Origin of the sequence: Amycolatopsis orientalis DSM 43388 (assembly GCF_000411975.1) — a bacterium.
In the GTDB taxonomy this organism is placed as follows: domain Bacteria; phylum Actinomycetota; class Actinomycetes; order Mycobacteriales; family Pseudonocardiaceae; genus Amycolatopsis; species Amycolatopsis orientalis_D.
In genome coordinates this window covers 42,990-67,868 of the sequence record NZ_ASXG01000127.1, presented here as the reverse complement: position 1 = coordinate 67,868, position 24,879 = coordinate 42,990, and the positions used below count along the sequence as shown (strand labels likewise).

Here is a 24,879-nt window from a genome sequence, read left to right as displayed (position 1 = left end):
AGCCACTACCAGCAGCGACACCAACAACCAGCACCCGATCACGAACTACAGCTGGAGTACTAGGTCCGCTCCCAACAAGAACAATACTATCCGAAATTCACGACAACTGGAAGCGTGTAGGGGCTTGTGTGACCCGCCCCATATACTGGCGGTGCCCTTCCGTTTGATCACGGTGGAGCACGCGGGACCGGCGGGTTCTAGCCACCCTTCGGGGCGGTCGCCGGTCCCGCACCCCGCTCAGCTGGCCAGTAGCGCACCGCGACGGCGCTGCCAGGATTCCAGCACCGCATTCCGTTCGTACAACGGGCGTCGTCGTGACCCGTGGTTGATCCAGCCGTCCTCGCTGCGCCAGCGCCGAAGGGTTCCGGCCGGGACGGTCAGCCAGGCTGAGAGTGCCGCGACGTCCGACACCGGAGTCCCTTGCGCGTCGCTCAATTCGTCCCATCGATCGCGCGGCCACCGGGTGCGGCATCGAGGGCAGATGATCCGGTCCGCGTCGGCACGCACACGCAAGCGGGTTCCGCACGGCTGCCCGGTCGTTTCGTCCGGGGCTGGGCAGGTGCCGACAGGCAGGCTTGACTCGGCCGTCCCGGTCGCCGTGCGCACCGACGCGAGCAGCGTCCGCACCTCGTCGGCGAAGTCGCCGACCCAGTATTGCCGGGTGACGTAGTCGAACCATTCGACCAGGAACGCCGTTTCCCCGCGCACCGTGCGCGGGGACAGGCCGAGCTGCTCGGCGATCTCCTCGCGCAACTGTTCCAGCGAGGTGTCCAGCTTGCCCGCCCACGGCTGGTGAGCGGTGAATTCCAGCCAGCTGACCAGCAGCTGACCCTCGCGTCGCGCCGTTGCGTCCGGCAGGCCGTGGCCGGTGTCCTTGCGGACGTTGTCGGCCCAGCTCGACAGGATCTCCAGCACCGAGTGCGGGTCTCCCTCGTCCTCAGCGCGGGTCCGGCGATCGGTCAGAGCCAGCACGGTGTCCCGGGCCGGTGAACGGGGGCCGTAGCCGGGCGAGACCCGCCCGCCGGCCGAATTACCGCCCGGCACGGCGGCCCGGATCAGCTCCGGGTACAGGCGCGCCAGTTCCTGGATGTCGGCGCGCAGTTCGTCCGCGCACGGATCGCACGTGCGGTAACCCTGCTGGGCGCGGAACGCCTCGCCGGTGCGCGTGCGGCAGCCGAGCAGGCACCGAACCTCTGAGCCCTCGTCGGCACGGGTCGTCATCGAGCGTTCTCCTTCGCATGCTGCTGAGTGCTGGCTGCCTGGCGAGCGGCTGCTGCGCGGGCGCGCTCCAGGCGGGACGGGTGCATCCGCGTGAGCTTGTCCCGCGGCTCCCGGTGCCCGGCGCGGTTGCGGGACAGCGGTCCGCAGACGACCCACGCCTTGGCCTTGCAGAACGGGCACGCCACACTGCGGGCAAGATCGTGGTCGGCGTTGCGCTTCCAGCCCATCAGTTCATAGGCCGCGCGAATGCCGCGCATTCCGGCTTGCCGGTGGTAATCGCGATCCTTCGCGCTGCGGCTCGGACGGGGCAGGGCGTCCGCCGTCGCGGAAAAGGCCGGCGTTTCCGGGCCGGACGCGGCGGCTCGGTCGCGAGCCGCGTCGCAGCTCCCGGCGACGTCCGCCGGTGTCGCGCGCCGTGCACCGGTGCCCATCGCGGTCATCGCCGCGTGGCATTCAGCGAGGCTGTACCCGGCCAGGCCGGACAGCCACGACGTCACCAACGCGTCGGTCACGTGGGCTTCGGTATGGCGCATCAGCAGGCCGCGCATGTCACTGCGGCTCATGACGGGGTAGATCGTGGTCGTCATGCCGCCAGCCCGCCCTCGGTCGCGGTCAGGGCGTCGTCCAGGATCGCGGTCAGCTGGTCGGCGTCGGCGTGCCGGGGCCGCGCCTGCCGGACGGCCATCCCGACGCCGTGCTGTTCGTCCTCGGCGATCGCAGAGGCGCGAAGACCCTCGAACCGTTCCACCATCTCCGCGTCCCGAGCCCTCTTTTTCGCGTCGGTGCCCGCGACGCGAGCCGCGCGCATCCGCTCTCCCACCAGCATGGCCAGGAAACTGACCGGCAGCGCCTTGGACGACCAGGCCGCCAGTCCCGAACCCACGACGGCGGACGAAATGCCTTCCCGCAGCAGGGGAATCACCTCGGCCACCAGCTGGGCGCGCACCCGGTCAGGCAGCGACTCGGCGTAGAAGTCCACCAGGCGCTCAGCCTCCTCCCGGCGCAACTGCCTGTCCGAGCGTCCTCGGTCGTGACCGGCTTCACCTTGCGCGCGTTCGGGTGAGCTGGCATCACGCGCGGCGCGCGCGGGAGACCCCACTTTCTTGCTACGCAACGGAAGAGAGGGTTCTCCGGTCGCCCGCTCCCTACTCCCTTCTCCCCGGGCCGTGGGCGAAGGCTTGCCCGAACCCTTCGCGGGCGCGGCCTTCGGACGGGCCGAGGGCGACGTGCGGGCCGATCCGCGGACGCTCAGCGCCGCCTTGACCTCCGGCGGCATCTCGCGCGCTCCAGCCTCCAGGGCATCGGCCGTCGCGCTGGGGGCAGGACCGGTGATCTCAACGGGCAGCCGCCGAAGCTCGGTCGCGAGCGCGGCGCGCAGAATCGGAGACTCGATGTCGAACGCAACGCGCAGCGCGCTGCGAAGTACGTTGGGCTGCTTGAACAGCTCGTCATTCCGAACGAACGAGCGGACTAGCAGCTCCTCGGTCTCCTGGTCGATCACCACGAACCGCGCAGCGTCCAACTCGGACAGTGCTGCGCGGATCTCGGTCAGGCTGAGGTCCGGGTGCGGTCGCGCCCAGCGTTTGGCCGCCAGGTCGAGCACTCCCGCGTAGGACAGTCGCGGCTGTGAAACCAGTTGCAGATAAAGAAGTTTTGCGGCGAGGGAAAGGTTGATGAACTCCTCGTCATGCCAGATGCTCAGGTTGATGCGGGCGTGGTCGCGTGCCAAGAGTCGAATCCCTACACGTCAGAAGATGGGCATGGCGGCAAGCCCGGCAGGCGGGTTCGCTGCGCGGGCTGCTGAGGTAGGCGGGTTTCAGCCGGATGTCGGCTTTTCGGTCGGCGGGCGGTCGTGCAGAGCGGCGGCGTCCAGGGCGTAGACCGGCTGGAGCTTTCCGCCGTTGCGGCCTGCCGTGTCGGTGGAACGGACGTAACGGCCGGTCGGGACCAGGAGCCCGGCCGCGCGGAGCCGGTTCACTGTCGCGCCGACGAGTTGCGGCTGCACCCATGCCGGGAGCAACGGACGCCACCTGTTCGCGAACGTCTCGCGCATCGGGTCGGCGAGCGCGTCCCGCACAACGACAGTCACGATCGCCAGCACGGGCGCCTCGTTCCGCGGCTCTGCCGTCAGCAAGGCCGCGATGGTCGCCGCAGTCTCGCCCGTTCCGGCCGAGCTGGCATGGCCTGCCTCGGCGATGGTCGCCTTGGCCAGCGTCACCAGCTCGGCGAACGGAACCACGGTCACGCGGTCAGAAGCCGGAACGTCCAGACCTCCGAAATGTCGCTGAACTCCTCGGCCACGTCCGGGCGCTCGCGCTTCAGGCGGCCCTGGTCGAGCGCGATCCGCGTCGAGCTGGAGTAGGAGACGACAGGCACGCCGTTGACGGTGCCGATCGTGGCACCGGCACCAAGGAGCGCCGCCTTCAGGACGGTCTCGACGTCCTTGCGCTGCTGGGTCAGCTTCGCCTGCTTGCCCTTGATCCGGCGCAGGGTCCCGACGAAGCGCGCGAACGAGTCGAGCGGCTCCCTTATGTCCTGGTCAGAGGCGAGCGCAAGCGAATTGAGTCTGTTCTCTTTCACCGAAGGTGCTCCCAAGCGAAGGTTAACGCCTGACAAAGTTCCCGCGATGTGGATCTTTGGCAGCGCAGCACGATCAGCCCTGGTTCGACGGTGAACCCGGGTTTCGATCGAGTGATTGTTAATGAACGTAAACAGATTTTCGAGAGTGTTCCTGCTGGTTGACAGCCTGACGAGCCGACAATAACGTGGCCGTGTCGACGTTTGTCAACCAAAAACGTAGAACACTGTCGAAAATGCTTACGCATGTAAACAAGGGGGCCGATCATGGCCGAGGGAAGCGAAGTGTCGTTCACGGAAGCGCTCAGATTCCTGTTCGACAGGTGCAAGCGCGATGACGGCAAGCCGTACAGCGACCGCGACGTCGCCCAGGCGTTGAGGGCCGCGGGTGCGGCGGACTCGTCCTACAGCTACGTGTCGCTGCTGCGGAACGGGAAGAAGACCGATCCGCGCGCGAGCGTCGTTCGCGCGCTGGCCAGTTTTTTCGGAGTTCCCGCAGGATTTTTCCTCGACCCGGCAGTGCACGCTGAGTGGTGCGACCGGATCGACCGGCACACCCGGCCGCTGGAGGTTCCCGTGCAACGCCGGGGTCAAGCGGTCCTGCTGCGCGCTGGTTTGCCCGGCATATCAGACCAGGCGCGCACGCTCATCGAGGCTTTAGCCGAGCACGTGAGCGAACTGGAAAGCGGGGGGTTCAAGCACTGATGACCAAGCGCGTCAAGCGGAGCTGCCTGCCGAACCTGTTTCGGCGGAAGCCGCCGGAGGATCTGCCGAGCGGGGCGCACCCCGTGACACGGCCCGATGAGGTACGGAAACTGGTCGGCGCGATGGACCTCCCGGCCGCCATGGCTCTCGAGAACCTGACGGAGAAGCTGGCCGCGCTGCGAGGCCGACCGATCAAGATCCTTCCCTATCCGGCTTACATCATGTCGGAGTTCCGCACCAGCGACGGGCCGCTGCCCTACGGGGTTTGGATCGCCGACGAACGAGCCGATTACGTGTTCTACCGGCCCGACACGACGCCGTCTCACCAGCAGCACATCATCCTGCACGAGCTGGGACACATCTCGTGCAGGCACGTCGGCGAGCCAGTTCCGTCGGGCCTGGCGGGGGGAAGCACCCCGGCGTCCGGCGCGGCCGCCGCCGTGCTCAAGCGTGCCGGTGGTGGGTACGACGAAAGCCAGGAACAAGCCGCCGAAACCTTCGCGTACCTGGTCGAACGCCAGGCACGCCCCAACCTGTCCGCGACCGGCGACACACCCGCCGCGCGCTACCGCCTGCTGGAGGACTGAAGTGCCCATCCTGGCAGCTGCCCAGGTTCAGCAAATCCTGACCTGGCTCGCCGTCACCGCGGCCCTGCTCTATTGGGCGCGATCGTGGCAACGATCCCGTACCCCTGGCTTGCTCGCCATGGTCAAAGCGCTGGCGGCGTTGGACCTAGCCCTGGTCCTCGGCACGGACTACGGCCCGCACGACTGGCTGTTCGGCATCCCGACGCTGCCGAATTACATCGTCCATGTCCTGACTCTGGGCGCCGCGTACTTCCTCCAGTTGTTCGTGCTCTACCTCGCCCACCCGGCGGACACCGTCCCGCAGAAGATCCGGTCGCGTCGGCGAATCCTCGTCGTCGCCCAGCTTGCCCTCGGCCTTCTGTATCTGCTCGGACCGCTGCGCGGCAGCTTGCCTGGCATCACCGCGAGTGAGGGCGATCACGCTTTCGTTGTCGCCTACCTCGCCGTGTTCGAGCTGTACCTTGGCCTGGCGATGTTCGACGTGGTCTGGGTCGGCCGCCACGCCAAGGATCTGCCGCGCGGGTACCTCCGGACCGGCCTGCGGCTGCTGCGTTGGGGAGGCATCTGCGGACTGGCGTTCGTCGTGCACAAGGCGCTCTATTCGCTCGCCGTCAGCTTCGGGCTCAACCCGCCGTGGGCCGAACTCGGCAACACCGGCGTCAGCCGAGCGCTGACGACGGCGGGGATCCTGCTGCTCATGGCAGGTGTGACGGTCCCCGCGATCGGCCCGCGCAACCAGCTGCGGCGCAACCACCGGGACCTGGAGCCCCTCTGGCAGGACCTGATCACGTATGCACCGGAAGCGAAGTTCGACGCCAAGCCCACCCGGCGAGCCGACATCACCGACCGAATCCGGCAGCGCCTGACCGAGATCAACGACGTCCTTGTCGGACCGCTCCAGCCCTACCTCGACCCGGCGGTGTACCAGGCCGCGCTCGCCTCGGCCGAGCAAGACGCCGGCCACGGCGAAATCCCGCCCTCCGCGGTCGCTCAAGCCGTGACCATCGCCACCGCACTGAACAGCAAGAACCCCGCCAGCTCGGACAGGCCGCTACCATTTCCCAGCGCTGACACGGCCGACTACCGCGAAGAATCAGCATGGGTCGCGCACGTCGCGAACGCCTACGCCCGGCTGACCAGAACAGCATCCAACACCGAGGAGCCCCAGCGCCGTGTCATCCGTCCCGCCTGAGGAAATCGCGGCTTCCCGCAACACTCGCCAGCGCTTCGCCCGAGTCGCGACGGAGGTGCTTGCACCCTGGGTGTGGGTACTCGGCCTGCCGCTGGCTGTGGCATGGCAGGTCACCGGACACCAGCTCGGCGAGGCTGTGCTGTGGGGACTGATCGTCGGGGTCACGGGTTCCCTGATCCCCATGGCGGTCATCGTGCGCGGCGCAAAGCGGGGAAAGTGGGACAGCCACCACGTCACCAACCGTGCCGGTCGGCTCGTGCCGTTCGCCGCGTGCATCGGTTCTCTTGCGCTCGGGTTCGTCGTGCTACTGGTCGGCAACGCGCCCGACGAGATGATTGCGCTCGCTGCCGCCGAACTGGCTTGCCTGGTCATCGCGCTGGCTGTGACCTTCGGCCTGAAGTTCAAGATCTCGATGCACGCGATCGTCGCGGCGGGCGCGACGGTGATGCTGATCAAGGTCTACGGCCCGTGGCTTGCCTTGCTTTTCCTTGCTGTGGCATGGGTTTGCTGGTCGCGTGTCGAACTGGAAGACCACACCGCCGCACAGGTGACGATCGGTGCCGCGAGCGGCATTGTGGTTGGCGGGGGCGGATACCTTTGGCTCGTCGCTCTAATCTAACTGAGGCTCAGGCGCCAATCAGTTGTCGTAACGCCCAAGTAGCGCTCATTCCATGGAGGGAAGGCGTCAGCGACCGCTGTTCCGCTTGAGCGTGATGCCCCCCGCCCGGAGGTGGCTTGGAGCCCGGCCGCCGTGCCGTGCCCAGAGGTCACGGCACGGCGGCCGGGAGTTCTAGACAGCGGGGTCGTTGTGACAGGTCCCGCAGGTGCAGATCGGATAGGTGGACAAGATCTTGCGGAGCCGGTACACGAGCGCCAGGTTCAAGATCCGTTCCTGCTCGTCATCGGCGACGCCGAGCTTGCCGAAGATGAGCGCGACGACCAGCGGGCTAGGCGTGCGCTGACCCCGCTCCCACACAGGGATGGCCCCCGGGGAGACGCCGATCCGCCGGGCAAGCTCACGGACGCCCCACTTCTTGGCCACCCGGGCTTCGCGGATCGCGCTGCCCACGATCTTCGGCAGCAGTTCCGTTTGGTGCTCCAGGTCGTGCTCGCTCACTCGTCGTGCCCTGTTCTTCGGTCTCGTCGGCGATGATCTCGCCGGTGTCGGGGTCGGTGACGATCTCGGTGCCGTCGTACCGGATCCAGTGGCCCATGCTCACCACGCCCGCTTCCGGTGACGCGGCTCGGCGCGGAAGCACGCGGGATCGTCGTTGCTCGTGTCGCGGTCCGGCCCCAGTTCCTCGGACAGCTCGTCCACGAACGCCATGCGCTGCGGCAGCTGCAATCCGGACATGCACTTCGGCCAGAACGTCTCCGCGCCCGGCTCGAACTGGGCTCGCTCGAACCGATGGTTCTTGCCGTCCTTCGCCCAGTGGTGCACGGCGTAGATCACGTCTTCGGCGGGCAGCGTGCCCGTGATGCTCGTGTCCATTCCGGCCCCGCTTTCCTGACGGAAGGTATCGACGAGCATACGTTACCAACTTGGACTCCAAGTTGGTAGTCGCAGATTGCTGCCCCTATCGCGAGTTGTAACCTCTGGATCATGACCCAGCCGGACCCGACATCGGCCCGCGTTCTACTCGCCCGGGAACTACGCGAATTGCGCGAAGCCGCCGGCCTGGACGGCCCGGCTGTCGCGGAACGCACCGGATGGAACTTGCAGAAGTTCTACCGGTCAGAGGATGGAACCCGGACGCAGAAGGCGGACGACGTCGACCAGCTACTAGACCTCTACGGAGCTTCAGAGGAGGCAGCTGAGCGCATCCGGGCCACGGCGGCGCTTGCCCGGCGCAGGAGCAGCTACGGCAAGGTTGCGGACTGGGCTCGGCAGTACGTTGGCCTGGAGCGGGAAGCGACGTCGCTGGCATTCCACCAGGAAGCCGTCATCCCCGGCCTGTTTCAGACCGAGGCGTATGCGCGAGCGGTGGTCTCGACTTCACCGGTTATCGCGCCCGCTGACGTACCCGAAGTCGTGGCAGCCCGAGTGCGTCGCGGCGAGCTGCTTCAGCGGACGAATGCGCCTCGCGTGCACCTAGTGCTCGGCGAGGCGGCCACTCGCCGCAAGGTTGGCGGTGCCGCGGTGCTCGACGAACAACTAGCGCACCTGGAAGAGGTGGCCGCGCTTCCGCACGTGACCTTGCAGATCCTGCCGGACGACGTCGGCGCGCACGCAGCGCTCGGAACGGGCTTTGTGCTGCTCACGCTGAAGATCGGCGGCCAGAAGTCCAAGTGGGTGTACTTGGAAGACCTCATGCGCGGCGAGTGTCGTCCGGATCAGTCGCAGGTCAACGTCTACCAGCTCACCTTCGACTCGCTGGTCGTCAATGCTCTGGGCGAGCATGGGACACTTCAACTGCTGGCGGAGGCACGGGCAACGTTGAGGTAGGTAGGTGACAGTGGCGTTCGATCCGGACAAAGCCGAGTGGCGGAAGTCAAGCTACAGCTCGGGCGGCGAGGCCAACTGTGTGGAGATCGCGTTTCATGACGATGTCGTGAGCGTGCGCGACTCAAAGGACCCGCAGGGCGGCTATCTAACGCTCCCGCGCGAGGGCTGGCAGTGCTTGCTTGATGGGATTAGGAGCGGCGGCGAACATCAGCAGGATGACGAGCAGCTTCCGGCTCCCCCGGAATTCGGCTGACTGAGGGGGCATGAGCGAAGGCCCCGTCTGTGTCGACGGGGCCTTCGTTGCGCTGTATCGGTACGCACGTGAACCAGTCCGAAGGAGCCTTCAGGACCCCACTCGGCCTCTTGGGCAACCCAGGTGCGGAGGCGACAGCGGCTGCGGTAGCAGAACGTAATGGTCAAATGCCGCTCTGCTACTCGGTTGGCCTAAAGGCCTGACGAGTGCGGCGACTTTGCGAACCTCGTCTAGTCTCTGACCTGCTAAAACGTCTCAACTTGCTTTGGGTGCGTCAGACACAATTTGACATTTCCCGCCTTGACAAGCACCCACCGCCCGTCAGCACAATCAGGCTTCGGGGTGCCCCACAGACGCCGGAGGGCGCAATGTCGCCGCCAGGCGACGAGCCGCCGCCCCCACCCCTCCGAGCTACAGTCGACCAGTGCCCGAGATTTCGACCGCCGAGCGAGCCGGTGTCGGTTCCGACGGCCACCCCCGCCCCACTGAAGACCAGCTCGCCCTCCTGGACCACTCCATCCTGGTCCTGGACGGCGCCACCTCCCCGAGCCCCGCCCTCCCCCCAGGCGGCTGGTACGCACACCTCCTCCGCGACCAACTGGCCCACGAACTGAACGCCCGCCCCCAAGAAGACCTCAGCACCACCCTGGCAACAGCAATCGCCGAGGTAGCCAAAACCCACCACCTCACCCCGGGCAACTCCCCCTCCAGCACGGTCTCCATCCTCCGCTGGAACGACTCCGCGATCGAAGCCCTCGTCCTGGCCGACAGCCCGATAGTCGCGTTTGGACAGTTCGGCACCGACGTGGTCTCCGACGACCGCCTGCTTTCCCTGCGCAACAACGGCCTCCTGCAAACCGGGAAAGCCGTCCGCCAAAGACGCAACGCCGAAGACGGCTTCTGGGTAGCCGAAGCGGACCCGTCCGCGGCACACAAAGCGGTCCGCCGCAGCTGGCCTCGCGAAGAGGTCGACGCCGTCCTCATCGCCACCGACGGCGTCGCGATCGGAGTGGACGAATACGGCCTCTTCACCTGGCCAGAAGTGCTGCAGCTAGCCAAAAACAAGGGCCCGGAAGCAGTGCTGGACGCGGTGCGAGCCGCGGAAAACGACGATCCGCACGCGATCCGCTGGCCGCGCGCCAAACGGCATGACGACCAGGTGCTCGTCCTCGCCGATTTCTCCGGGTAGGGGCTGAATCAGGGGTTTTCCCTGATCACGAAACGCCGCGGAACCGCCAGTCTGGCTGCATGGGGAACTCACGAGGCGTCCGGGGATGGCGCCTGACCGCCCTCGCGGCGATCGCCTGGGGGCTGTTCACGATCACCGTGCTGCACATCATCAGCTCGCACGATCCGATCTACGACACGCTTTCGAGCTACACAATCACCGACCGCGGGGAGGGCATGCTCGGGGCGAGCGTGCTGTCGGTGGCCGTCGGATCTCTCGCGGTGCTCGGCGCGCTGATCGCCGGCGGCGTGCCGATGACGTTCAGCACCAAGGCGTTGCTCGTGCTGTGGGCGCTCGGACTCGCGGTCGCCGCGGTTTTCCCGGCCAGTTACCCGCAAAGCCCGAATCCGCTCAGCGGCGACATCCACCTGTACTCGTGCCTGATCGCGTTCGCGAGCCTGCCCGGCGCGGCGATCACGATGCTGGAACCGTTGCGCGGCACGGCGGAGCGCGCGTTCGTGGTGCGCTGGCTGAAGTTCGGCCTCGCCGCGGTCGGGCTGTTCGCGTTGAGCTTCCTGTTCGTCCGCCTCGACGAAGCCGGGGTGCAGCCGTTCCACGTGCTCACCGAAGTGCTGCCGGTGGGTGCGACGCAGCGGCTCACGCTGATCGCGAACGTCACCCTGCTGCTGGTCCTGCTCCGCATCGCGGTGCGGACCGAGGCCGCTCGCGCCGCGGTGCTCGCTACTTCTGCGCCTCGGCCATGAATTCGGGCGCGTAGCCGAACAATCCGGGAAGCCCGCCGGTGTGCACGAACACCACGGTCTCCTCCGGCGAATACCGTCCAGCCGCCGCCCATTCCACCAGGGCGGCGGCGGCTTTTCCGGTGTAGACCGGGTCGAGCACCACCCCTTCCGTGCGACCGAACAAGCGGATCGCTTCCCAGGTTCCCGACGCCGGAATGCCGTATCCCTCGCCGATTGTCGTGTCGTTGAGCCACACGTGTTCCAGCTTCGGTGGGTCGAACCCAAGCAGCTCCGCGGCCCCGGCGGTGAGGTGGGCCAAGTTGTCCACAGCTTCGTTGAGCGGGTGGCTGACGCAGGCGATGTCCAGCTCCAGCGCACCGAGCAACTCCGTGCCGAGCGCGAGCCCAGCCGCGGTAGCCCCGCTGGCGTGCGGGGCAATGACGCGAGCGCGGTCCAGACCCAGGTCGGCCAGCTGAACCGCCAGTTCCCGAGCGGCATCCACATAGCCGAGAACGCCGAGTGGGTCGGACCCACCGACGGGAACTGTCCGCACTTTCCGGCCCTCGTCCGCGGCTTCGGCGAGCAGCCGTTCGTACGTCGCAGTTGCTTCCGCGCCAGACGCGCGGATGTGCACCCGCGCGCCGAAAAGCAGGTCGAGCGGGACATTGCCGGACCGCTCGTAAGCGTCGCCGGATCGAGGCACCTCGGCGGTCAGCACCAGTTCGCACCGCAGGCCCAGCTTGGCGCACGCCGCGGCGGTCTGCCGCCCGTGGTTGGTCTGGACCGCGCCGAAGGTGAGCACGGTGTCCGCCCCGTCGGCGAGCGCCGCGCCGAGGTGGAAGTCGAGTTTGCGCAGCTTGTTGCCGCCGACGCCGAGCGGATGGACGTCGTCGCGCTTGAGCAGCAGCCGGGGAATGCCGAGCGCCTCGCCAAGCCGCGGCGCCGGGACGAGCGGGGTCGGGCCGTGGTGGAGACCGGCGCGCGGAAAGCCGGCGAAAGAAGGGAACCGAGCGAAGTCGAACGTCATCGATCCTCCGATGCGCTGGCCGGGCTGGTGATGAGCAGTTTAGGGGGATTTTCCCGCCGCGGCCCCGGCTGCGCGCTCGATTTCGGCCCGCCGGGCTTGCCAGAAAGCGGCGTCCTGGCCGCGTTTGGCCATGGCGTCCGCGTCCACTTCGACCGTGCCGTCCAACTGCTCGCGCAGGATGTCGGCGTGCCCGGCGTGCCGGCTCGTTTCGGTCAGCAGATGGACCAGCACGTTGAACAGCAGCACGTCCGGCCGCGGCCACCAAGGCACGTGTCCGGGCGCATCGATGGCGAGCGCGGCGATAGTGACGTCGGAGTGCGCGCAAGCCCGTTCGTAGCGGCTGGTGATTTCCGCGCGAGTCTCATGCTCGGTCGCCCACAGGTCGCGACCGCGCTGGTCCAGGTCGTCCCACCGCGGGACCGGCTCCGGAAACGGCCGGCCGAAAACCTCGCCGAAGTACCGGGCCTCGGCTACCGCCAGGTGTTTGACCAGGCCGAGCAGGTTGGTTCCGGTCGAGGTCAGCGGGCGGCGAATGGCGTATTCGGACAGTCCGTCCAGCTTCCGCAGCATCACCTGCCGGACCTCTTTCAGGTCGCTGTGCAGGTACTCCTTCGCGAAGTCATCGATCACGGCTGCCAGCCTGCCCGAACTTCGCCGTCCGTGGTCAGGGGTGCGTTTCCGGAGATCGCCGTGATACGTTCGTTCGAGCGAACGAGAGAACGGGGAGCTGCCGATGCCTTCCGCGACGACAGAGTTCACGACCCTTGCCGAGCAGGCCGCCGCGCTCGCATCCGGCGAGGTCACGGCCGTGCAGCTCACCGAACACGCGCTCAAGCGGGCGCACGCGAGCCAGCCGGTGCTCAACGCGTTCCGCGTGCTGCGGGACGACGCCGCGCTCGCCGAGGCCGACGAAGCTGATCGACGCCTCGCGAACGGGGAACGCGCGCCGTTGCTCGGGGTGCCGGTGGCGATCAAGGACGACGTGGACCTCATCGGCCTGCCCACCGCGTTCGGGTGCCCGGGCGACTTCCCGGCGGCGACGGCGGACGCGCCCGCGGTAGCGAAGCTCAAGCAGGCCGGCGCGGTCATCATCGGCAAGACGAACACGCCTGAGCTGGGACAATGGCCGTTCACCGAGGGACCCGCCTTCGGCGCGACGCGCAATCCGTGGCAGCCCGCGCACACGCCGGGCGGGTCGTCCGGCGGATCGGCCGCGGCGGTGGCGGCCGGGATCGTGGCCGCCGCGCTCGGGTCGGACGGGGCCGGTTCGGTGCGCATCCCGGCGGCGTGGACCGGGCTTGTCGGGATCAAAACCCAGCGCGGCCGGATCCCGACCGACGGCGAACTGTTCCACGGCCTCACCGTCCTCGGCCCGCTGGCCCGGACGGTCGCCGACGCGGCCGCCCTGCTCGACGTCACCGCCGGCACCGGCGCGTCGTTCCAGGCCGCCGCACAGCGCGAACCCGGACGGCTGCGGATCGGCCTCTCCACCCGGATTCCTTTCACCGCCACCAAAACCAAGCTCGACCCAGTGGTCGAAGCGGCGGTGCGGGAGACCGCCGAGACCCTTGCCGGACTGGGGCACGACATCGTCCCGGTCGAACCGGGATACGGCCTGATCGGCCTCACCTTCCTGCCCCGCTCGCTCACCGGCGTGCGCGATTGGGCCCGGCGCGTGCCGGAACCGTCCGCGCTCGACCCGCGCACCCGCAGCAACGCCCAGCAAGGCGGCTTGCTCGCCGGCCCCGCCTTGAAACTCGCCCGCGCAGCGGAACCCGTGCTGCGCCGCCGGATCGGCGGGATGTTCGGCGACATCGACGTCCTGCTCACACCGACCACCGCTACCCCGCCGCCGGCGATCGGGGCGTTCGACGGGCTTTCCGGCTGGCAGACCGACCAGACGATGATCGCCGCGTGCCCGTACGCTTGGCCGTGGAACGTGCTGGGCTGGCCCGGGGTGAACGTGCCTGCCGGACTGACCGCGGACGGGTTGCCGCTCGGCGCCCAGCTGCTCGGCCCGTCGTATTCCGAGGAGCGGCTGATTTCCGTTGCCGCGCAACTGGAAGAGGAGCTGCGATGGCCGGACCGGCACCCCGAGCCGGAGTGGTGAGCACGCGCGACGCGATCCTCCGCGCCACCCTGAAGGTGGTCGGCGAGCAGGGCGTCGGCGGGCTCACCAACCGGCGCATCGTCGCCGCCGCCGGGGTTTCGCTCGGCACGCTCACGTATCACTTCCCGAGCCAGACGGAACTGCTGCGCGAGGCGATGCTGCTGTTCGCGGAAGAGGAAACGGCGAAACTGGCGGGAATTGTCGAGGCCTACCGAGAACAGGGGCTGAGTCTCGAACAAGCGGCGACCGTCGTGGAGCACGTGATCAAACAACTGCCGTTCGGCACGGACGAACTCGCGCCGCACGAGCTGTACCTGCAGGCCGCGCGCGACCCGGGATTGCACGAGGCTTCCGCGAAATGCTTTGCGGCGTATGACGAATTAGCGATCACGATCCTCACCGCGCTCGGTTTGCCGGATCCCGAACGAGTGGCCGGGCCAGTGGTCGCGCTGATCGCCGGGCTGCAGTTGCGTCGGCTAGCGACCGGCACGGACGTTCCGGCTGCTGAGCCGTTGATGATGCTGTTGCACGGCGCGCGAGGCTGAGATGGCCCCGCCGATCGTCCGCGGCACCGCGGCTTGGCGTTATTTCGGCGACTTCCGCGACGCGCTCCTCGCCGGTCAGGTGCTCGTGCTCCAAGTCGCGCATCCGATCGTGGCGGCCGGAGTGCGGGATCATTCGGACTACCGCGAGGACCCATGGACCCGGCTGATGCGCACTGTCGCTTCGCTGTCGATCTATGTGTACGGCGGGACAAAGGGCGCGCAAGCCGAGGCCGCGCGGTTGCGAAAACTGCACCGTTCGTTCACTGGAATCTCCGATGGCCGCCGATACAGCGCCCTCGATCCCGGCGCCTACGCGTGGGTGCACGCGACGCTGGTGATGGCTCCCGTTGACGCGCAACGGTTCTTCGGCCGTCCGATGTCCACTTCGGAGCTTACGGAATATTACGGGCAGATGTGCGGCATCGGCCGGATCCTCGGCGTGCGCGAGCGGGACCTGCCGCCGACCTGGCCGGAATTCGAGCGCTATTACCGCGAGATGATCGCCGGGTTCGGTCCGAACGAGACGATCAGCACCTTGTTCGAGACCATCGACACGGTACGGAATCCCTTCTCCCGCATGTCGGATCGCCGATGGTCGAAACTCCGGAAAAAATACTCGACCGCGCAGATGTTCCTGATCCGCGCGACGCTGCCGCCCGAAGTGCGGGACCGCCTCGGTTTGCACTGGACCGCCGAAGACGCGCGCAAGTTCGCCCGCTTCCGCCGCGTGACCAGAATCCTCGGCACGATGACTCCGCCCTCACTGCGCACTGTTCCGATGAGAGCGGTCGGCAAACTGAATGTCTGGCTACGCGCCCATCCGTGGGCTTACCGGTTCTTCGTCCGCTCGTAATGCGCCCGGGCCTTCGCCCGGTTCCCGCAGCGGGACATCGAGCACCACTGCCGCGTCCGGCGGGGCGAGGTGTCGACGAACCGCAAGCCACAGTCGTCCGCCGCGCAGATGCGAAGGTCTTCCGCGCCGGTCGCGAGGTCGACAGCGTCAGCGGCCAGCACGGCGAACGCCGTCGCCACCGGATCCGCCGGTGCGGGTTTCTCCCGCTGGAGCACGCCGTCCTTCAACCGCAACCGGTCCGGCTCCGGGGCGGCCGCGAGCGCGTCGTTGACCAAGCGGACATCCGCGGCCAGCGGCTTGGCGGTCAGCAGCCGGTTGACCGCCTCGCGCAGCTCCTTCGCCGTGGCCAGCTGAGCGGCGGTCACCGGCAGGCGGCCGAATCCGGCCAGCTCAAGCCATTCCACGAGGGCGTCCGGGTCGGTGAGCAACTCGATGCCCTCGGGGAGATGCCGCGAGCGGAGCGTGTTCACCAGGTGCAGACACGGCCGTCCGGCGTCGAACACCCAATCCATGCCGCTCATTCTAACCATTGAAACCGGTGAGAACCCGCGCTACCGTCTAACCTCATGAGCCGGTTAGAAGCAGCGATGGCCCAAGTAGACGACCTGCGCATGCACTACCTTCGCGGCGGCGACGGTCCGCCGCTGTTTCTCCTGCACGGCTGGCCACAGACGTCCCACTGCTGGCACCGCGTCGCCGGACCGCTGGCCGAGACGTACACGGTGATCGCCCCGGACCTGCGCGGATACGGGCGCACCGACAAACCCCGCACCGGCTACGACAAGCGCACGATGGCGGCCGACGTCGCGAAACTGGCCGAACAGCTCGGATTCGCCCGGGTCTCGGTGGCCGGGCACGATCGCGGCGGCCGGGTCGCGCATCGATGGGCACTCGACCGTCCGGACCAGGTCGAACGGCTGGCCGTACTGGACATCGCGCCGACGCGGGAGATGTGGCGTCGACTCGACAAGGATCTCGGGAAGGCTTACTGGCACTGGCTTTTCCATCTCCAGCCAGACCTGCCGGAGCTGCTGGCGGGCCAGAACGTCGCCGCCTACCTCGGGTACTTCTTCGAGCGCTGGACCTTCCAGCGGCAAGGGCTGGCCGCCGAGGACGTCGCCGAGTACGTGCGCGCGTTCGAAGCACCCGGCGCGCTCCGAGCCGGTTTCGACGACTACCGCGCCTCCTTCCCGGACGACGCCGAGCTGGACGACGCGGATTACGCCGCCGGGAAACGCCTCACCCAGCCGGTACTGGCGGTGTGGGGCAAGGCCGGCCTGCTCGGCAACCTGCCCACGCTCGACATCTGGCGCGACTACGCGGACCACGTGACCGGCATCGGCCTCGAGGACTGCGGCCACTTCCTGCCCGAGGAACAACCTTCACAAGTCGTGGCGCATCTGCGGGAATTCCTGGCCAGTTAACGAAATCCGCGCGAAACCCGCCCCCACGGCCCCGTTCGGAAGGTGATCCCCTCCAGCCGCGAACGCGGTGGCACCGAGGGTCGGCATGGTGAGTGCGTCGAAGCGCGCGAACACCGCGTCCAGGCGGGCACGGATCGCCACTTCGACCGCGCGGCCGGTTTCGTGTCCACCGTGTTCTCGACGCCTTTGCGTGCGAAAGCCTGGCAGTACGGCGTGATGACGCCCGGATTCCGCCGGTCCAATTCCAGGACCTGAGGCCACCGGGAAATCGCCAGGCGCTGGGCAACACGCAACGCGGCACCCTGGCACGAGGCCCAACTCGATTCGCGCCGCGGGCAGCCGCGAATGCGGGTCCTCGCCCGCCATGACGTTCTGCAGGAGCGCGCAATCGGCGACGATCCGGGCATCGGGCTGTGGTGGCAGTACGTCTCCAATCCGGCGGGCGGGAGGACCAGGTTGCGGCCGCGCGGCGGCTTGAATCCCACGACACCGGTGAAGGACGCGGGCGCCCGAAGCGATCGCCGATGTCCGAACCCGCAGCAAGAACGTCGGTTCCGGCCGCCAGCGCAGCCCCCGAACCGCCGGACGGGCCGCCCGCCGCGGCCTCGAAGTTCCACGGATTGCACGTGGTCCCCAACGCCACACGTGAGACAACGGCAGGCAGCAGAACTCAGACGCCGGTACGAGCGTGCAGAATCCCGCCGGCCGCCTGGATCCGGCTCAGCCCGATCGCGGTCTCCTGCGCCACCCGAGGCGGGCGCAGCAGAGTGCCCTCGGTGATCGAGTACCCGGCCAAGGGCTGTTCTTCCTTCGCCGCGATCGGCAGTCCCTCGAGCGGCCTCGGCTGGCCACCGGGCGCGTGCTGCTTCTCCGCGACGGCCGCCAGTCGCAGCGCCTGCTCGAACCGCTGCTCGGCGAACGCGTTGACGTCCGGCTCCGCTCGTTCCACGACCGCGTGCATCAGCTCGACCGGCGAGAGCTGCCGAGTCCGGAAAGGCGCAGTGCTTCGCCGACTGGGGAAGTGGGGCCATGGCGCGCTCCGCAAGCCGCACCGCTCAACCTGCCCAGCTGGCGACTCTCGCCAAACCGACATTCAGCCCACGACTCCAACCACCCACAGTGACCAGGGCACCCGCCAAGACCACCCGATCGAGTGACTGTTTGCGAATCGCTCTCCGCGGAGACCTCGCCGTGGTGGACTACTCGCTCGGCGGCAGGTCGAACTGCCCCGCCTTGACCGCGACGAGGAAGGCGTCCCACTCGCCGCGGTCGAACACCAGCACGGGGCTCGCCGCGAGTTTCGTGTCGCGCACGCCGATCAGCCCGGGACGGGAGAGGTTGACCTCGACGCAGTTGCCGCCGTTGGGTTCGCTGGCGAACGACTTCGCCCAGGCCCCGGCCGCGAACAACGACTCCGCCGTGTCCGGGTCGTAATCCTGGGGCGACGGATAATCCGCCATGGGTCGTCCACCTCCGAGCCTTGTGCAGGGCGTGCGTTCTGCTGCACGGTCCCCGGCTTCTTTGCGTCACTACGGAGCAAACCGCAGGGCCAAGCGGGTGATCAACTCGACCCGATCTCGACATGAAGATTATTCCAGGAGTAGGATTAATCGCAGCGATCGGGGCGTCAGTGGTGGGTGAATGGCTTGCGACATTCAGTCCAACACCGGCGGTACCGGCCCGGGCACCCGGCCCGGGCGGCGGAACAGCCGCGAGACATCGGGAGGTGTGCGGATGCGAGCCGACCCGTTCGGCGAGACGAGCAACTCCGCCCGCCTCGCCGGGATCAGCGCTGGTCCAGGTGCCGCGACGACCCTGCGGAGACACCGCAACGAGGCGGTTTCCCTGGTGCCCGGCGTTGACCCGCCGAGCGCGAACCACCCCGATCCGGCCGGCGCCGACCCGCGCTGGTTCCCGTTATCCGAACTGGGGGTGTGATCCCATGGCCGTCCGGCTCACCACGCTTTTCCGCCGTGAGGACGAACACACTCGCGGCCGGCGTGGGATCAATCACGAGTTGCGCAGCCGGTTCGGGTTCAGCCTGATCCAGGCCCCGCTGCGCAGCCCCATGGTGGTGGACACCGAGATCGAAGTACCGGCTCCGCGCCAAGCGGACACCGTCCACGCCACCAGCCACCGTCGCGAGACACGAGTACCGCTGCTTCACGGGCTCGGCTGAGCCGCGGTCCGCATCGTCCACGCTCCCCGGAACTCCTTGCCCCGGGGAGCGTTTTCGTATCCGGAACCAAGACCGCGCAGGTCCGGACCATGCCAGCCGGTCTAGACCATGCACTCCGCGGAAGTCCGGGAGGGAAAGCTGGTTCCCCTCCCGGACCTTCGCTTCGGACTCCGTGCGCGAGGGTCAGGGCTTGCGGCCCAGGGCGCAAATCCCGCCGCTGAAGGAGGGATCGTCCGCCATCCGGTCGCCCGCGCTCGATTCGCCGGCCTCCGGGTGCCAGTCCGAGACCCACGAGATGCCCGGCTCGACCAGTTCCAGCCCGGAGAAGAACTCCGCGAACTCCGCCCGCGAGCGGAAGTGGAACGGCGTGCTCGACTGCTGGTACTGCTTGTGGATCGCGTCGCGGCGGTCACCGTCGTGCGTCGGCACGCCGTCGTCGGTCAGGTGCGAGGACAGGAAGTACGAGCCGGACGGCAGCAGCGACAGGTACTTCTGCACGATCTCCCGCGCCGGTTCGTCGCGGCCGATGAAGTACAGCACCCCGACCATGATCAGCCCGATCGGGCGCTTCGGGTCGAGCACGCCGGTGTCGAGCGCGCGCGGCCAGATGTCGGCCGGCTCGCGCAGGTCGCCCTGCAGCACCGCGTGCCGGTCGGCGACGCCCTCGCGTTCCAGCAGGATCTGCGAATGCGCGACGGCCACCGGCTCGTTGTCGACATAGACACAGCGCGCGTTGGGGTTCACCGACGTGGCGATCTCGTGCACGTTGCCGACCGTGGGCACGCCGGAGCCGATATCGAGGAACTGGTCGATGCCTTGTTCGGCCATGTACCGCACGCCGCGGCCGAGGAATTCGCGGCCGGCCCGGGCGATGGTCTTGATCATCGGAAAGGTCTGGACCGCCCGTTCGCCGAACTCGCGGTCGATCGCCCAGTTCGCGGTGCCGCCGAGGAACCAGTCGTAAATCCGCGCCGCGTTCGGCCGGTCGAGGTCGACGCCCTCCGGGGCTTCCGGATCCGGTGCCTGAGTCATCAGCTTCCCCTTCCGTGCGGGTACCAGTGTGCCCACTCGCCGCGGTCGCGCGCCGCCAGCCCCCGGCGACCGCCCCGAAAATGCCACGACCGACCTGCCTCCGGGCCGCTAGGTTGCGGTGGATGCGCATCCTGTTTTCGTTCGTCGGCGGTCGCGGCCACTTCGACCCGATGGCACCGGTCGCGCGAGCACTGGTCTCGCGCGGTCACACCGTAGCCGTCGCCGGCGGTGGTTCGCACGTACCCGCGCTCGCCAAAGCCGGGTTCACGACCTTCGCGGTCAGCGAGCCACGCGAGATCGACGCGACGCGTCAGCCGATGCCGCCGGTCGATCCGGCGCGCGACGACTGGGAAATCCAGGAACTGTTCGCCCGCCGCGCGCCGCGCGAACACGTGCCGGTGCTGCTGGAGCTGGCCCGGGAATGGCGGCCGGACCTGATCGTCCGGGACGAGGTGGACTTCTCCGCCGCGATCGCCGCCGAGGTGCTGGACCTGCCGTGCGCCACCGTCCTGGTCCTCGCCGCGGGAACGTTGCTGCGCAAGGAACTCCTCGCCGAGCCGCTTGCCGAGGCCCGCGCCGCGCACGGGCTGCCGGACGACCCGGGGCTGGAAATGCTGACCCGCGGCCAGGTGCTTTCGCCGCTCCCGCCGTCCTTTCGCGACCCCAGCTCGCCACTGCCGCCGGGCACTTTCTCGTTCCGCCAAGGAGATCCGGTCGCGCCTCGTCCGCCCGCCAAGCGGCCGCACGTGTACTTCACGCTCGGCACGAACTTCAACCTGGAGTCCGGCGACCTCATCGAGCGCACCCTCGCCGGGCTGGGCCGCTTGGCCGCCGAGGTGACCGCCACCGTCGGCACGCAGATCGACCCGGCCGAGTTCGGGCCGCAACCAGCGCACGTCCGCGTGGAACGGTTCGTCCCGCAGGCCGAACTGTTGCCCCGCCTCGATTTGATGGTCTCGCACGCCGGGTCCGGCAGCGTGGTCGGCGCGCTCTCGCACGGGCTGCCGTCGCTGCTCTTCCCGATGGGCGCCGACCAGCCCGGCAATGCCCGGCGCTGCGCCGCGCTGCACGTCGGCCGGGCGCTCGACCCGGAAACGTCCACTCCGGACGAAATCTGCCAAGCCGCCGCGGAGTTGCTCGCCGAGCCCGGCTATCGCGAGGCCGCGCAACGCGTGCAGGCGGAGATCAACGCGCTGCCCGCCGCCGAAGAAACCGTGCCGGTGCTGGAAACGCTGGTCACGACATTTGCGCGCGGTAGTGTTCCGCCAGTTCCTTGAGGAACTGCCGCGTCTCGCCGCGCTCCAGGGCGGCGCCGCGCAGCCGGTCCCACGAGTCCACGAAGATGTTGAAGTCCTTCACGTCGTCGAGGTACAGCCCGCCCGCGGAGTGTTCGATGTAGACGAAGTCGCGGGTGCGGTCCGGGAACCGCATGATCGTGAAGTCGTTGGGCACCGCGGCGAGCTTCGCGCTGAACGGCAGCACATGTACGTACACGCGCGGGTGCCGGTCGAGCGCGAGCAGGTGCTCGACCTGGTCCAGCATCACCGCGGGCGCGAACCCGCCGGGCGCGCGGCGCAATGCACCCTCGCTGATGATGAACCGGTAGTACGGCGGCTGCTGCTGGTCGAACACCGCCTTGCGGTCGAGCCGGTTGCGCACCAGCGACGTGACGTCGGTGGCTCCCGCTTCGGTGAACTGCTTGAGCATGTAGTGCTCGGACTGCAACGGCCCCGGCACGCGCTCGCCGTGCCAGGTGAGGATCTCCGCGGCGGCCGGCTCGAGGTCGGTGAAGGTGCGGAACCAGTGCGGCACCACCGACCGGTAGCCCGACCAGTGGCCGCGCTGCCCGGCCGCGGCCCGGGCCAGGTTCATCAGAGTGTCGGCTTCTTCGCCGTTGATCCCGAACGCGTTCAGCATGGTCCGCACATCTCCGAGCTTGACCCCCACCGCACCGGACTCGATCTTGTTGACCTTGCCCTGGGTGCAGCCGAGTACCTCGGCGACTTGCTGCTGCGTCATCTTCGCGGCGTTTCGAGCATGCCGGAGCTCATTGCCGAGCTGCTTGCGGCGCGAGGTGACGGTGCTCGCCATCTCCCCTTGCTCTCCTGGACCCCTACTGCCGACGGGCTCTCCGCCGGACCGCGAACTACGAACCACCCAGGCCACTGCGACCCAACGGGGTTCGATGATGACACCCGGCAGCGTTTCAGGAAATGCGCGAGAACGCCAGTCACCCGGCATGTCACCCTGCCGGAGCAGTGTATGCGAGGCAGCGCGGACATCTCGGCTACTCCATTCGGACTAACAGGAGACTTCCGGGCACAGCTCGGCCGCGGACTCCCCACGCCGGCGGTCCGGGCGGCATAGTGTCGGCGTGATCGATCGATCCCCGGGCGCGGCGAGCGTCAAACAGCTGGCAGACGGCGCGTTCGGCTACGTCCAGCCCGACGGCTCCTGGTTCATCAACAACTGCGGCTTCGTCGACGCCGACGGGCACGCTGTGCTCATCGACACCTGCGCGACCGAACGACGGACGCGCGCGCTGCTCTCGGCCGTCGGCGACACCGTCGGCCCGGTCACGACGCTCGTCAACACCCATCACCACGGCGACCACACCAATGGCAACTATCTGGTCGGCGGCGCGACCGTCGTCGGCCACCGCAAGACCCGCGAAACGCTGCTGGCCGACGGGATCCAGCGGTACGAGGGCGTATTCACCGACAGCGACTGGGGCAAGCTCGAACTGCGCGTGCCCGATCTGGTCTTCGACGACACGGTCACCCTCTACGCCGGACAAACCCGGATCGACCTCATCCACCCCGGCCACGCCGCGCACACCACCAACGACGTCCTGGTCTGGCTTCCCGAGCAGCGCCTGCTGTACGCGGGCGACCTGGTGTTCAACGGCGGCAGCCCGTTCGCACTGATGGGTTCGGTGGCGGGCTGGCGGGCCGCACTGAACGTGATCCGCGAACTCGACCCGGCGGTCATCCTGCCCGGCCACGGCCCGGTGTGCGGACTCGAGACGGTGGACGCGGTCGACGACTACCTGGAGTTCGTCCAGCGCACGGCGGAAACCGGCAAGGCGGCCGGGCGCGCGCCGCTGGAGCAGGCGAAGGCGACCGACCTCGGCCGGTTCGCCGAGCTGACCGAACAGGAACGGCTCGCCGGGAACCTGCACCGGGCGTACGCCGAACTGGACGGGGCGCAGTGGGGTGCGCCACTCGATCTGGTGGCTCCGCTGAAGGACATGCTGGCCTGGAACGGTGGTCCGATCCGCTGCTTCTCGTGAGCACCGGTTTTGTGGCTAGGCTCGGAATCCGGCAGAGGTTTTCGGAAAGGTTTCGGATGAGCAAGAAGGCGAGCATCGGGGTCACCGGCCTCGCGGTCATGGGCCGCAACCTGGCGCGGAACCTGGCCCGGCACGGGCACACGGTCGCCCTGCACAACCGCTCCGAGGAGCGGACCCGCTCGCTCGTCGAGCAGTTCGGCGACGAAGGCGACTTCATCCCGGCGTACTCCGCGCAGGAGTTCGTCGACGCGCTGGAGCGGCCGCGGCAGATCGTGATCATGGTGAAGGCGGGCGGCCCGACCGACGCCGTCATCGAGGAGTTCGCGCCGCTGCTGGAGCCGGGCGACGTGATCGTGGACGCGGGCAACGCGCACTTCGCGGACACCCGCCGCCGGGAGCAGGCGCTGCGCGAACGCGGCCTGCACTTCGTCGGCACCGGCGTGTCCGGCGGCGAGGAAGGCGCGCTGCACGGGCCGAGCATCATGCCCGGCGGGTCGAAGGAGTCCTACGAGTCGCTCGGGCCGCTGTTCGAGGACATCTCGGCGAAGGTCGACGGCGAACCGTGCTGCACGCACGTCGGCGCGGACGGGGCCGGGCATTTCGTCAAAATGGTGCACAACGGCATCGAGTACGCCGACATGCAGCTGATCGCCGAGTCGTTCGACCTGCTGCGCGGCGCGGCCGGCTACTCCCCGGCGGAGATCGCGGACGTCTTCGGCACCTGGAACACCGGACGGCTCGACTCGTACTTGATCGAGATCACCGCCCAGGTGCTCAAGCACGTCGACGGGGCGTCCGGCAAACCGTTCGTCGACGTGGTCGAGGACGCGGCGGAGCAGAAGGGCACCGGCCGCTGGACCGTGCAGATCGGGCTCGACCTGGGCGTGCCGATCAGCGGCATCGCGGAGGCCGTGTTCGCGCGGTCGCTGTCCGGGTCCACCGGGCTGCGCTCGGCCGCGCGCGGACTGGGCGGCCCGACGCGGGCACCGCTGACCGGGTCCGCGCTGGAGACCTTCGCGGACGACGTCGAGCAGGCGCTGTACGCGTCGAAGGTGGTCGCGTACGCGCAGGGCTTCAACCAGATCCAGGCCGGCGCCGCGGAGTACGGCTGGGACATCGACCTGGGCCGCGTCGCCGCGATCTGGCGCGGCGGCTGCATCATCCGGGCGAAGTTCCTGAACGACATCACGTCCGCTTATGCCGCCGAGCCGGGCCTCCCGACGCTGCTCACCTCCGGCGGCTTCCGCGCAGCGGTCGAAAACGCGCAGGACTCGTGGCGATCGGTCATCTCGACGGCGGTCCGCCTGGGCATTCCGACGCCCGGCTTCTCGACCGCCCTGGCCTACTACGACGGCCTGCGCGCGGACCGGCTTCCGGCCGCGCTCGTGCAGGGGCAGCGCGACTTCTTCGGCGCGCACACCTACCGGCGGGTCGACCGTCCCGGCTCGTTCCACACGCTGTGGGCCGGGGATCTGTCCGAGGTCGAAGCCTGATTCTTGGCGCCGCGGAAGGGCTCTCCCCGCTG

The 24,879-nt window shown here is 68.4% G+C and carries 31 protein-coding genes and 1 pseudogene; 18 read left to right on the top strand and 14 right to left on the bottom strand.

Going from position 1 to position 24,879, the window contains the following annotated elements; genetic code table 11:
* Positions 1–237: 237 nt before the first annotated feature.
* The 5 genes from L942_RS26825 to L942_RS26805 form a co-directional block, all read right to left on the bottom strand.
* Positions 238–1,221, bottom strand: coding sequence for a hypothetical protein (locus L942_RS26825; RefSeq protein WP_037365609.1), 984 nt, complete (start codon positions 1,219–1,221; stop codon positions 238–240).
* Positions 1,218–1,808, bottom strand: a complete 591-nt coding sequence (locus L942_RS26820; RefSeq protein ID WP_037365607.1) for a hypothetical protein — start codon at positions 1,806–1,808, stop codon at positions 1,218–1,220. Before L942_RS26820 ends, L942_RS26825 begins: the two co-directional genes overlap by 4 nt.
* Positions 1,805–2,950: a hypothetical protein gene (locus L942_RS42200; protein WP_051166263.1), complete on the bottom strand. Its 1,146-nt coding sequence runs from the start codon at positions 2,948–2,950 to the stop codon at positions 1,805–1,807. The genes L942_RS26820 and L942_RS42200 overlap by 4 nt, the downstream gene beginning before the upstream one ends.
* Before the next feature lie 87 nt (positions 2,951–3,037).
* Complete coding sequence (locus L942_RS26810; protein ID WP_037365605.1) at positions 3,038–3,466, bottom strand: hypothetical protein; 429 nt, start codon at positions 3,464–3,466, stop codon at positions 3,038–3,040.
* Positions 3,463–3,801, bottom strand: coding sequence for a hypothetical protein (locus L942_RS26805; protein WP_037365602.1), 339 nt, complete (start codon positions 3,799–3,801; stop codon positions 3,463–3,465). The genes L942_RS26810 and L942_RS26805 overlap by 4 nt, the downstream gene beginning before the upstream one ends.
* A 264-nt stretch (positions 3,802–4,065) precedes the next feature.
* Here L942_RS26805 and L942_RS26800 point away from each other — a divergent pair, with 264 nt between their 5' ends.
* Genes L942_RS26800 through L942_RS26780 form a run of 4 tightly spaced genes read left to right on the top strand, consistent with a single transcriptional unit; the run spans position 4,066 to position 6,901 of the window.
* Positions 4,066–4,503, top strand: a complete 438-nt coding sequence (locus tag L942_RS26800; RefSeq protein WP_051166262.1) for a hypothetical protein — start codon at positions 4,066–4,068, stop codon at positions 4,501–4,503.
* Positions 4,503–5,090: a hypothetical protein gene (locus L942_RS42195; RefSeq protein WP_051166261.1), complete on the top strand. Its 588-nt coding sequence runs from the start codon at positions 4,503–4,505 to the stop codon at positions 5,088–5,090. The genes L942_RS26800 and L942_RS42195 overlap by 1 nt, the downstream gene beginning before the upstream one ends.
* Before the next feature lies 1 nt (position 5,091).
* On the top strand, positions 5,092–6,282 hold the full coding sequence (locus L942_RS26785; RefSeq protein ID WP_158684542.1) for an MAB_1171c family putative transporter: 1,191 nt from the start codon (positions 5,092–5,094) through the stop codon (positions 6,280–6,282).
* The gene (locus L942_RS26780; protein WP_051166260.1) at positions 6,263–6,901 is read left to right on the top strand and encodes a hypothetical protein; all 639 of its coding nucleotides are present in this window, start codon (positions 6,263–6,265) and stop codon (positions 6,899–6,901) included. The genes L942_RS26785 and L942_RS26780 overlap by 20 nt, the downstream gene beginning before the upstream one ends.
* A 171-nt stretch (positions 6,902–7,072) precedes the next feature.
* On the opposite strand, the gene L942_RS26775 is transcribed toward L942_RS26780, so the two are convergent.
* On the bottom strand, positions 7,073–7,399 hold the full coding sequence (locus L942_RS26775; RefSeq protein WP_037365600.1) for a helix-turn-helix domain-containing protein: 327 nt from the start codon (positions 7,397–7,399) through the stop codon (positions 7,073–7,075).
* 99 nt (positions 7,400–7,498) lie between these two features.
* Positions 7,499–7,774, bottom strand: coding sequence for a hypothetical protein (locus L942_RS26770; RefSeq protein WP_037365599.1), 276 nt, complete (start codon positions 7,772–7,774; stop codon positions 7,499–7,501).
* A 111-nt stretch (positions 7,775–7,885) separates the two neighbouring features.
* On the opposite strand from L942_RS26770, the gene L942_RS26765 reads away from it, so the two are divergent.
* The 4 genes from L942_RS26765 (at position 7,886) to L942_RS26750 (ending at position 10,913) form a co-directional block, all read left to right on the top strand.
* On the top strand, positions 7,886–8,728 hold the full coding sequence (locus tag L942_RS26765) for a helix-turn-helix domain-containing protein (protein WP_081655246.1): 843 nt from the start codon (positions 7,886–7,888) through the stop codon (positions 8,726–8,728).
* Positions 8,729–8,732: 4 nt separating this feature from the next.
* Positions 8,733–8,981, top strand: a complete 249-nt coding sequence (locus tag L942_RS26760) for a DUF397 domain-containing protein (RefSeq protein ID WP_162472754.1) — start codon at positions 8,733–8,735, stop codon at positions 8,979–8,981.
* Between the two features lie 424 nt (positions 8,982–9,405).
* A complete protein-coding gene (locus L942_RS26755) occupies positions 9,406–10,170 on the top strand; it encodes a protein phosphatase 2C domain-containing protein (RefSeq protein ID WP_037365597.1) in 765 nt (254 codons plus the stop codon).
* Between the two features lie 59 nt (positions 10,171–10,229).
* The gene (locus tag L942_RS26750) at positions 10,230–10,913 is read left to right on the top strand and encodes a DUF998 domain-containing protein (RefSeq protein WP_037365596.1); all 684 of its coding nucleotides are present in this window, start codon (positions 10,230–10,232) and stop codon (positions 10,911–10,913) included.
* Here the strand turns inward: L942_RS26750 and L942_RS26745 are convergent.
* Together L942_RS26745 and L942_RS26740 are read right to left on the bottom strand one after the other, a co-directional pair.
* Complete coding sequence (locus tag L942_RS26745) at positions 10,891–11,919, bottom strand: D-cysteine desulfhydrase family protein (RefSeq protein ID WP_037365594.1); 1,029 nt, start codon at positions 11,917–11,919, stop codon at positions 10,891–10,893. The genes L942_RS26750 and L942_RS26745 overlap by 23 nt on opposite strands.
* Positions 11,920–11,958: 39 nt before the next feature.
* A complete protein-coding gene (locus tag L942_RS26740) occupies positions 11,959–12,549 on the bottom strand; it encodes a DinB family protein (protein WP_037365592.1) in 591 nt (196 codons plus the stop codon).
* A gap of 103 nt (positions 12,550–12,652) precedes the next feature.
* Here L942_RS26740 and L942_RS26735 point away from each other — a divergent pair, with 103 nt between their 5' ends.
* From L942_RS26735 to L942_RS26725, 3 genes are read left to right on the top strand one after another with little or no spacing between them, the layout of a single operon-like run.
* Positions 12,653–14,029, top strand: a complete 1,377-nt coding sequence (locus L942_RS26735; protein WP_037365591.1) for an amidase — start codon at positions 12,653–12,655, stop codon at positions 14,027–14,029.
* Positions 13,996–14,574 carry a TetR/AcrR family transcriptional regulator gene (locus tag L942_RS26730; protein ID WP_037365590.1) on the top strand — a complete coding sequence of 193 codons (579 nt, stop codon included), beginning with the start codon at positions 13,996–13,998 and terminating at the stop codon, positions 14,572–14,574. The genes L942_RS26735 and L942_RS26730 overlap by 34 nt, the downstream gene beginning before the upstream one ends.
* Position 14,575: 1 nt before the next feature.
* Complete coding sequence (locus L942_RS26725; RefSeq protein ID WP_037365588.1) at positions 14,576–15,427, top strand: oxygenase MpaB family protein; 852 nt, start codon at positions 14,576–14,578, stop codon at positions 15,425–15,427.
* Here the strand turns inward: L942_RS26725 and L942_RS26720 are convergent.
* Positions 15,403–15,939: a CGNR zinc finger domain-containing protein gene (locus L942_RS26720; protein ID WP_037365586.1), complete on the bottom strand. Its 537-nt coding sequence runs from the start codon at positions 15,937–15,939 to the stop codon at positions 15,403–15,405. The two genes, L942_RS26725 and L942_RS26720, sit on opposite strands and share 25 nt — an antisense overlap.
* A gap of 54 nt (positions 15,940–15,993) precedes the next feature.
* Between L942_RS26720 and L942_RS26715 the strand changes: the two genes are divergently transcribed.
* Positions 15,994–16,851, top strand: a complete 858-nt coding sequence (locus tag L942_RS26715) for an alpha/beta fold hydrolase (protein WP_037365584.1) — start codon at positions 15,994–15,996, stop codon at positions 16,849–16,851.
* A 42-nt stretch (positions 16,852–16,893) separates the two neighbouring features.
* On the top strand, positions 16,894–17,106 hold the full coding sequence (locus L942_RS42190; RefSeq protein ID WP_051166257.1) for a hypothetical protein: 213 nt from the start codon (positions 16,894–16,896) through the stop codon (positions 17,104–17,106).
* A gap of 274 nt (positions 17,107–17,380) precedes the next feature.
* Here the strand turns inward: L942_RS42190 and L942_RS42185 are convergent.
* Positions 17,381–17,812 (bottom strand): annotated as a pseudogene (locus tag L942_RS42185) (amidase family protein); the annotation flags it as partial.
* A gap of 238 nt (positions 17,813–18,050) precedes the next feature.
* Positions 18,051–18,311, bottom strand: coding sequence for a DUF397 domain-containing protein (locus L942_RS26705; RefSeq protein WP_037365582.1), 261 nt, complete (start codon positions 18,309–18,311; stop codon positions 18,051–18,053).
* 274 nt (positions 18,312–18,585) lie between these two features.
* Here L942_RS26705 and L942_RS26700 point away from each other — a divergent pair, with 274 nt between their 5' ends.
* Both L942_RS26700 and L942_RS26695 read left to right on the top strand, forming a co-directional pair.
* Positions 18,586–18,789, top strand: coding sequence for a hypothetical protein (locus L942_RS26700; protein ID WP_037365580.1), 204 nt, complete (start codon positions 18,586–18,588; stop codon positions 18,787–18,789).
* Between the two features lie 4 nt (positions 18,790–18,793).
* Positions 18,794–19,030 (top strand): hypothetical protein, encoded by a 237-nt coding sequence (locus L942_RS26695; protein ID WP_037365578.1) that lies wholly within the window; start codon positions 18,794–18,796, stop codon positions 19,028–19,030.
* 183 nt (positions 19,031–19,213) lie between these two features.
* Here the strand turns inward: L942_RS26695 and L942_RS26690 are convergent, their stop codons facing one another.
* Positions 19,214–20,062: an SAM-dependent methyltransferase gene (locus L942_RS26690; protein WP_037365576.1), complete on the bottom strand. Its 849-nt coding sequence runs from the start codon at positions 20,060–20,062 to the stop codon at positions 19,214–19,216.
* Between the two features lie 122 nt (positions 20,063–20,184).
* Between L942_RS26690 and L942_RS26685 the strand changes: the two genes are divergently transcribed.
* Complete coding sequence (locus L942_RS26685) at positions 20,185–21,339, top strand: glycosyltransferase (protein WP_037365574.1); 1,155 nt, start codon at positions 20,185–20,187, stop codon at positions 21,337–21,339.
* On the opposite strand, the gene L942_RS26680 is transcribed toward L942_RS26685, so the two are convergent.
* The gene (locus L942_RS26680; protein ID WP_037365572.1) at positions 21,299–22,153 is read right to left on the bottom strand and encodes a helix-turn-helix domain-containing protein; all 855 of its coding nucleotides are present in this window, start codon (positions 22,151–22,153) and stop codon (positions 21,299–21,301) included. The two genes, L942_RS26685 and L942_RS26680, sit on opposite strands and share 41 nt — an antisense overlap.
* A 283-nt stretch (positions 22,154–22,436) precedes the next feature.
* Here L942_RS26680 and L942_RS26675 point away from each other — a divergent pair, with 283 nt between their 5' ends.
* Together L942_RS26675 and gndA are read left to right on the top strand one after the other, a co-directional pair.
* Positions 22,437–23,354, top strand: a complete 918-nt coding sequence (locus L942_RS26675; RefSeq protein WP_037365570.1) for an MBL fold metallo-hydrolase — start codon at positions 22,437–22,439, stop codon at positions 23,352–23,354.
* 56 nt (positions 23,355–23,410) lie between these two features.
* Entirely contained in the window at positions 23,411–24,847 is a 1,437-nt protein-coding gene (gene gndA, locus L942_RS26670; RefSeq protein ID WP_037365568.1) for an NADP-dependent phosphogluconate dehydrogenase, read from the top strand.
* Positions 24,848–24,879 lie beyond the last annotated feature (32 nt).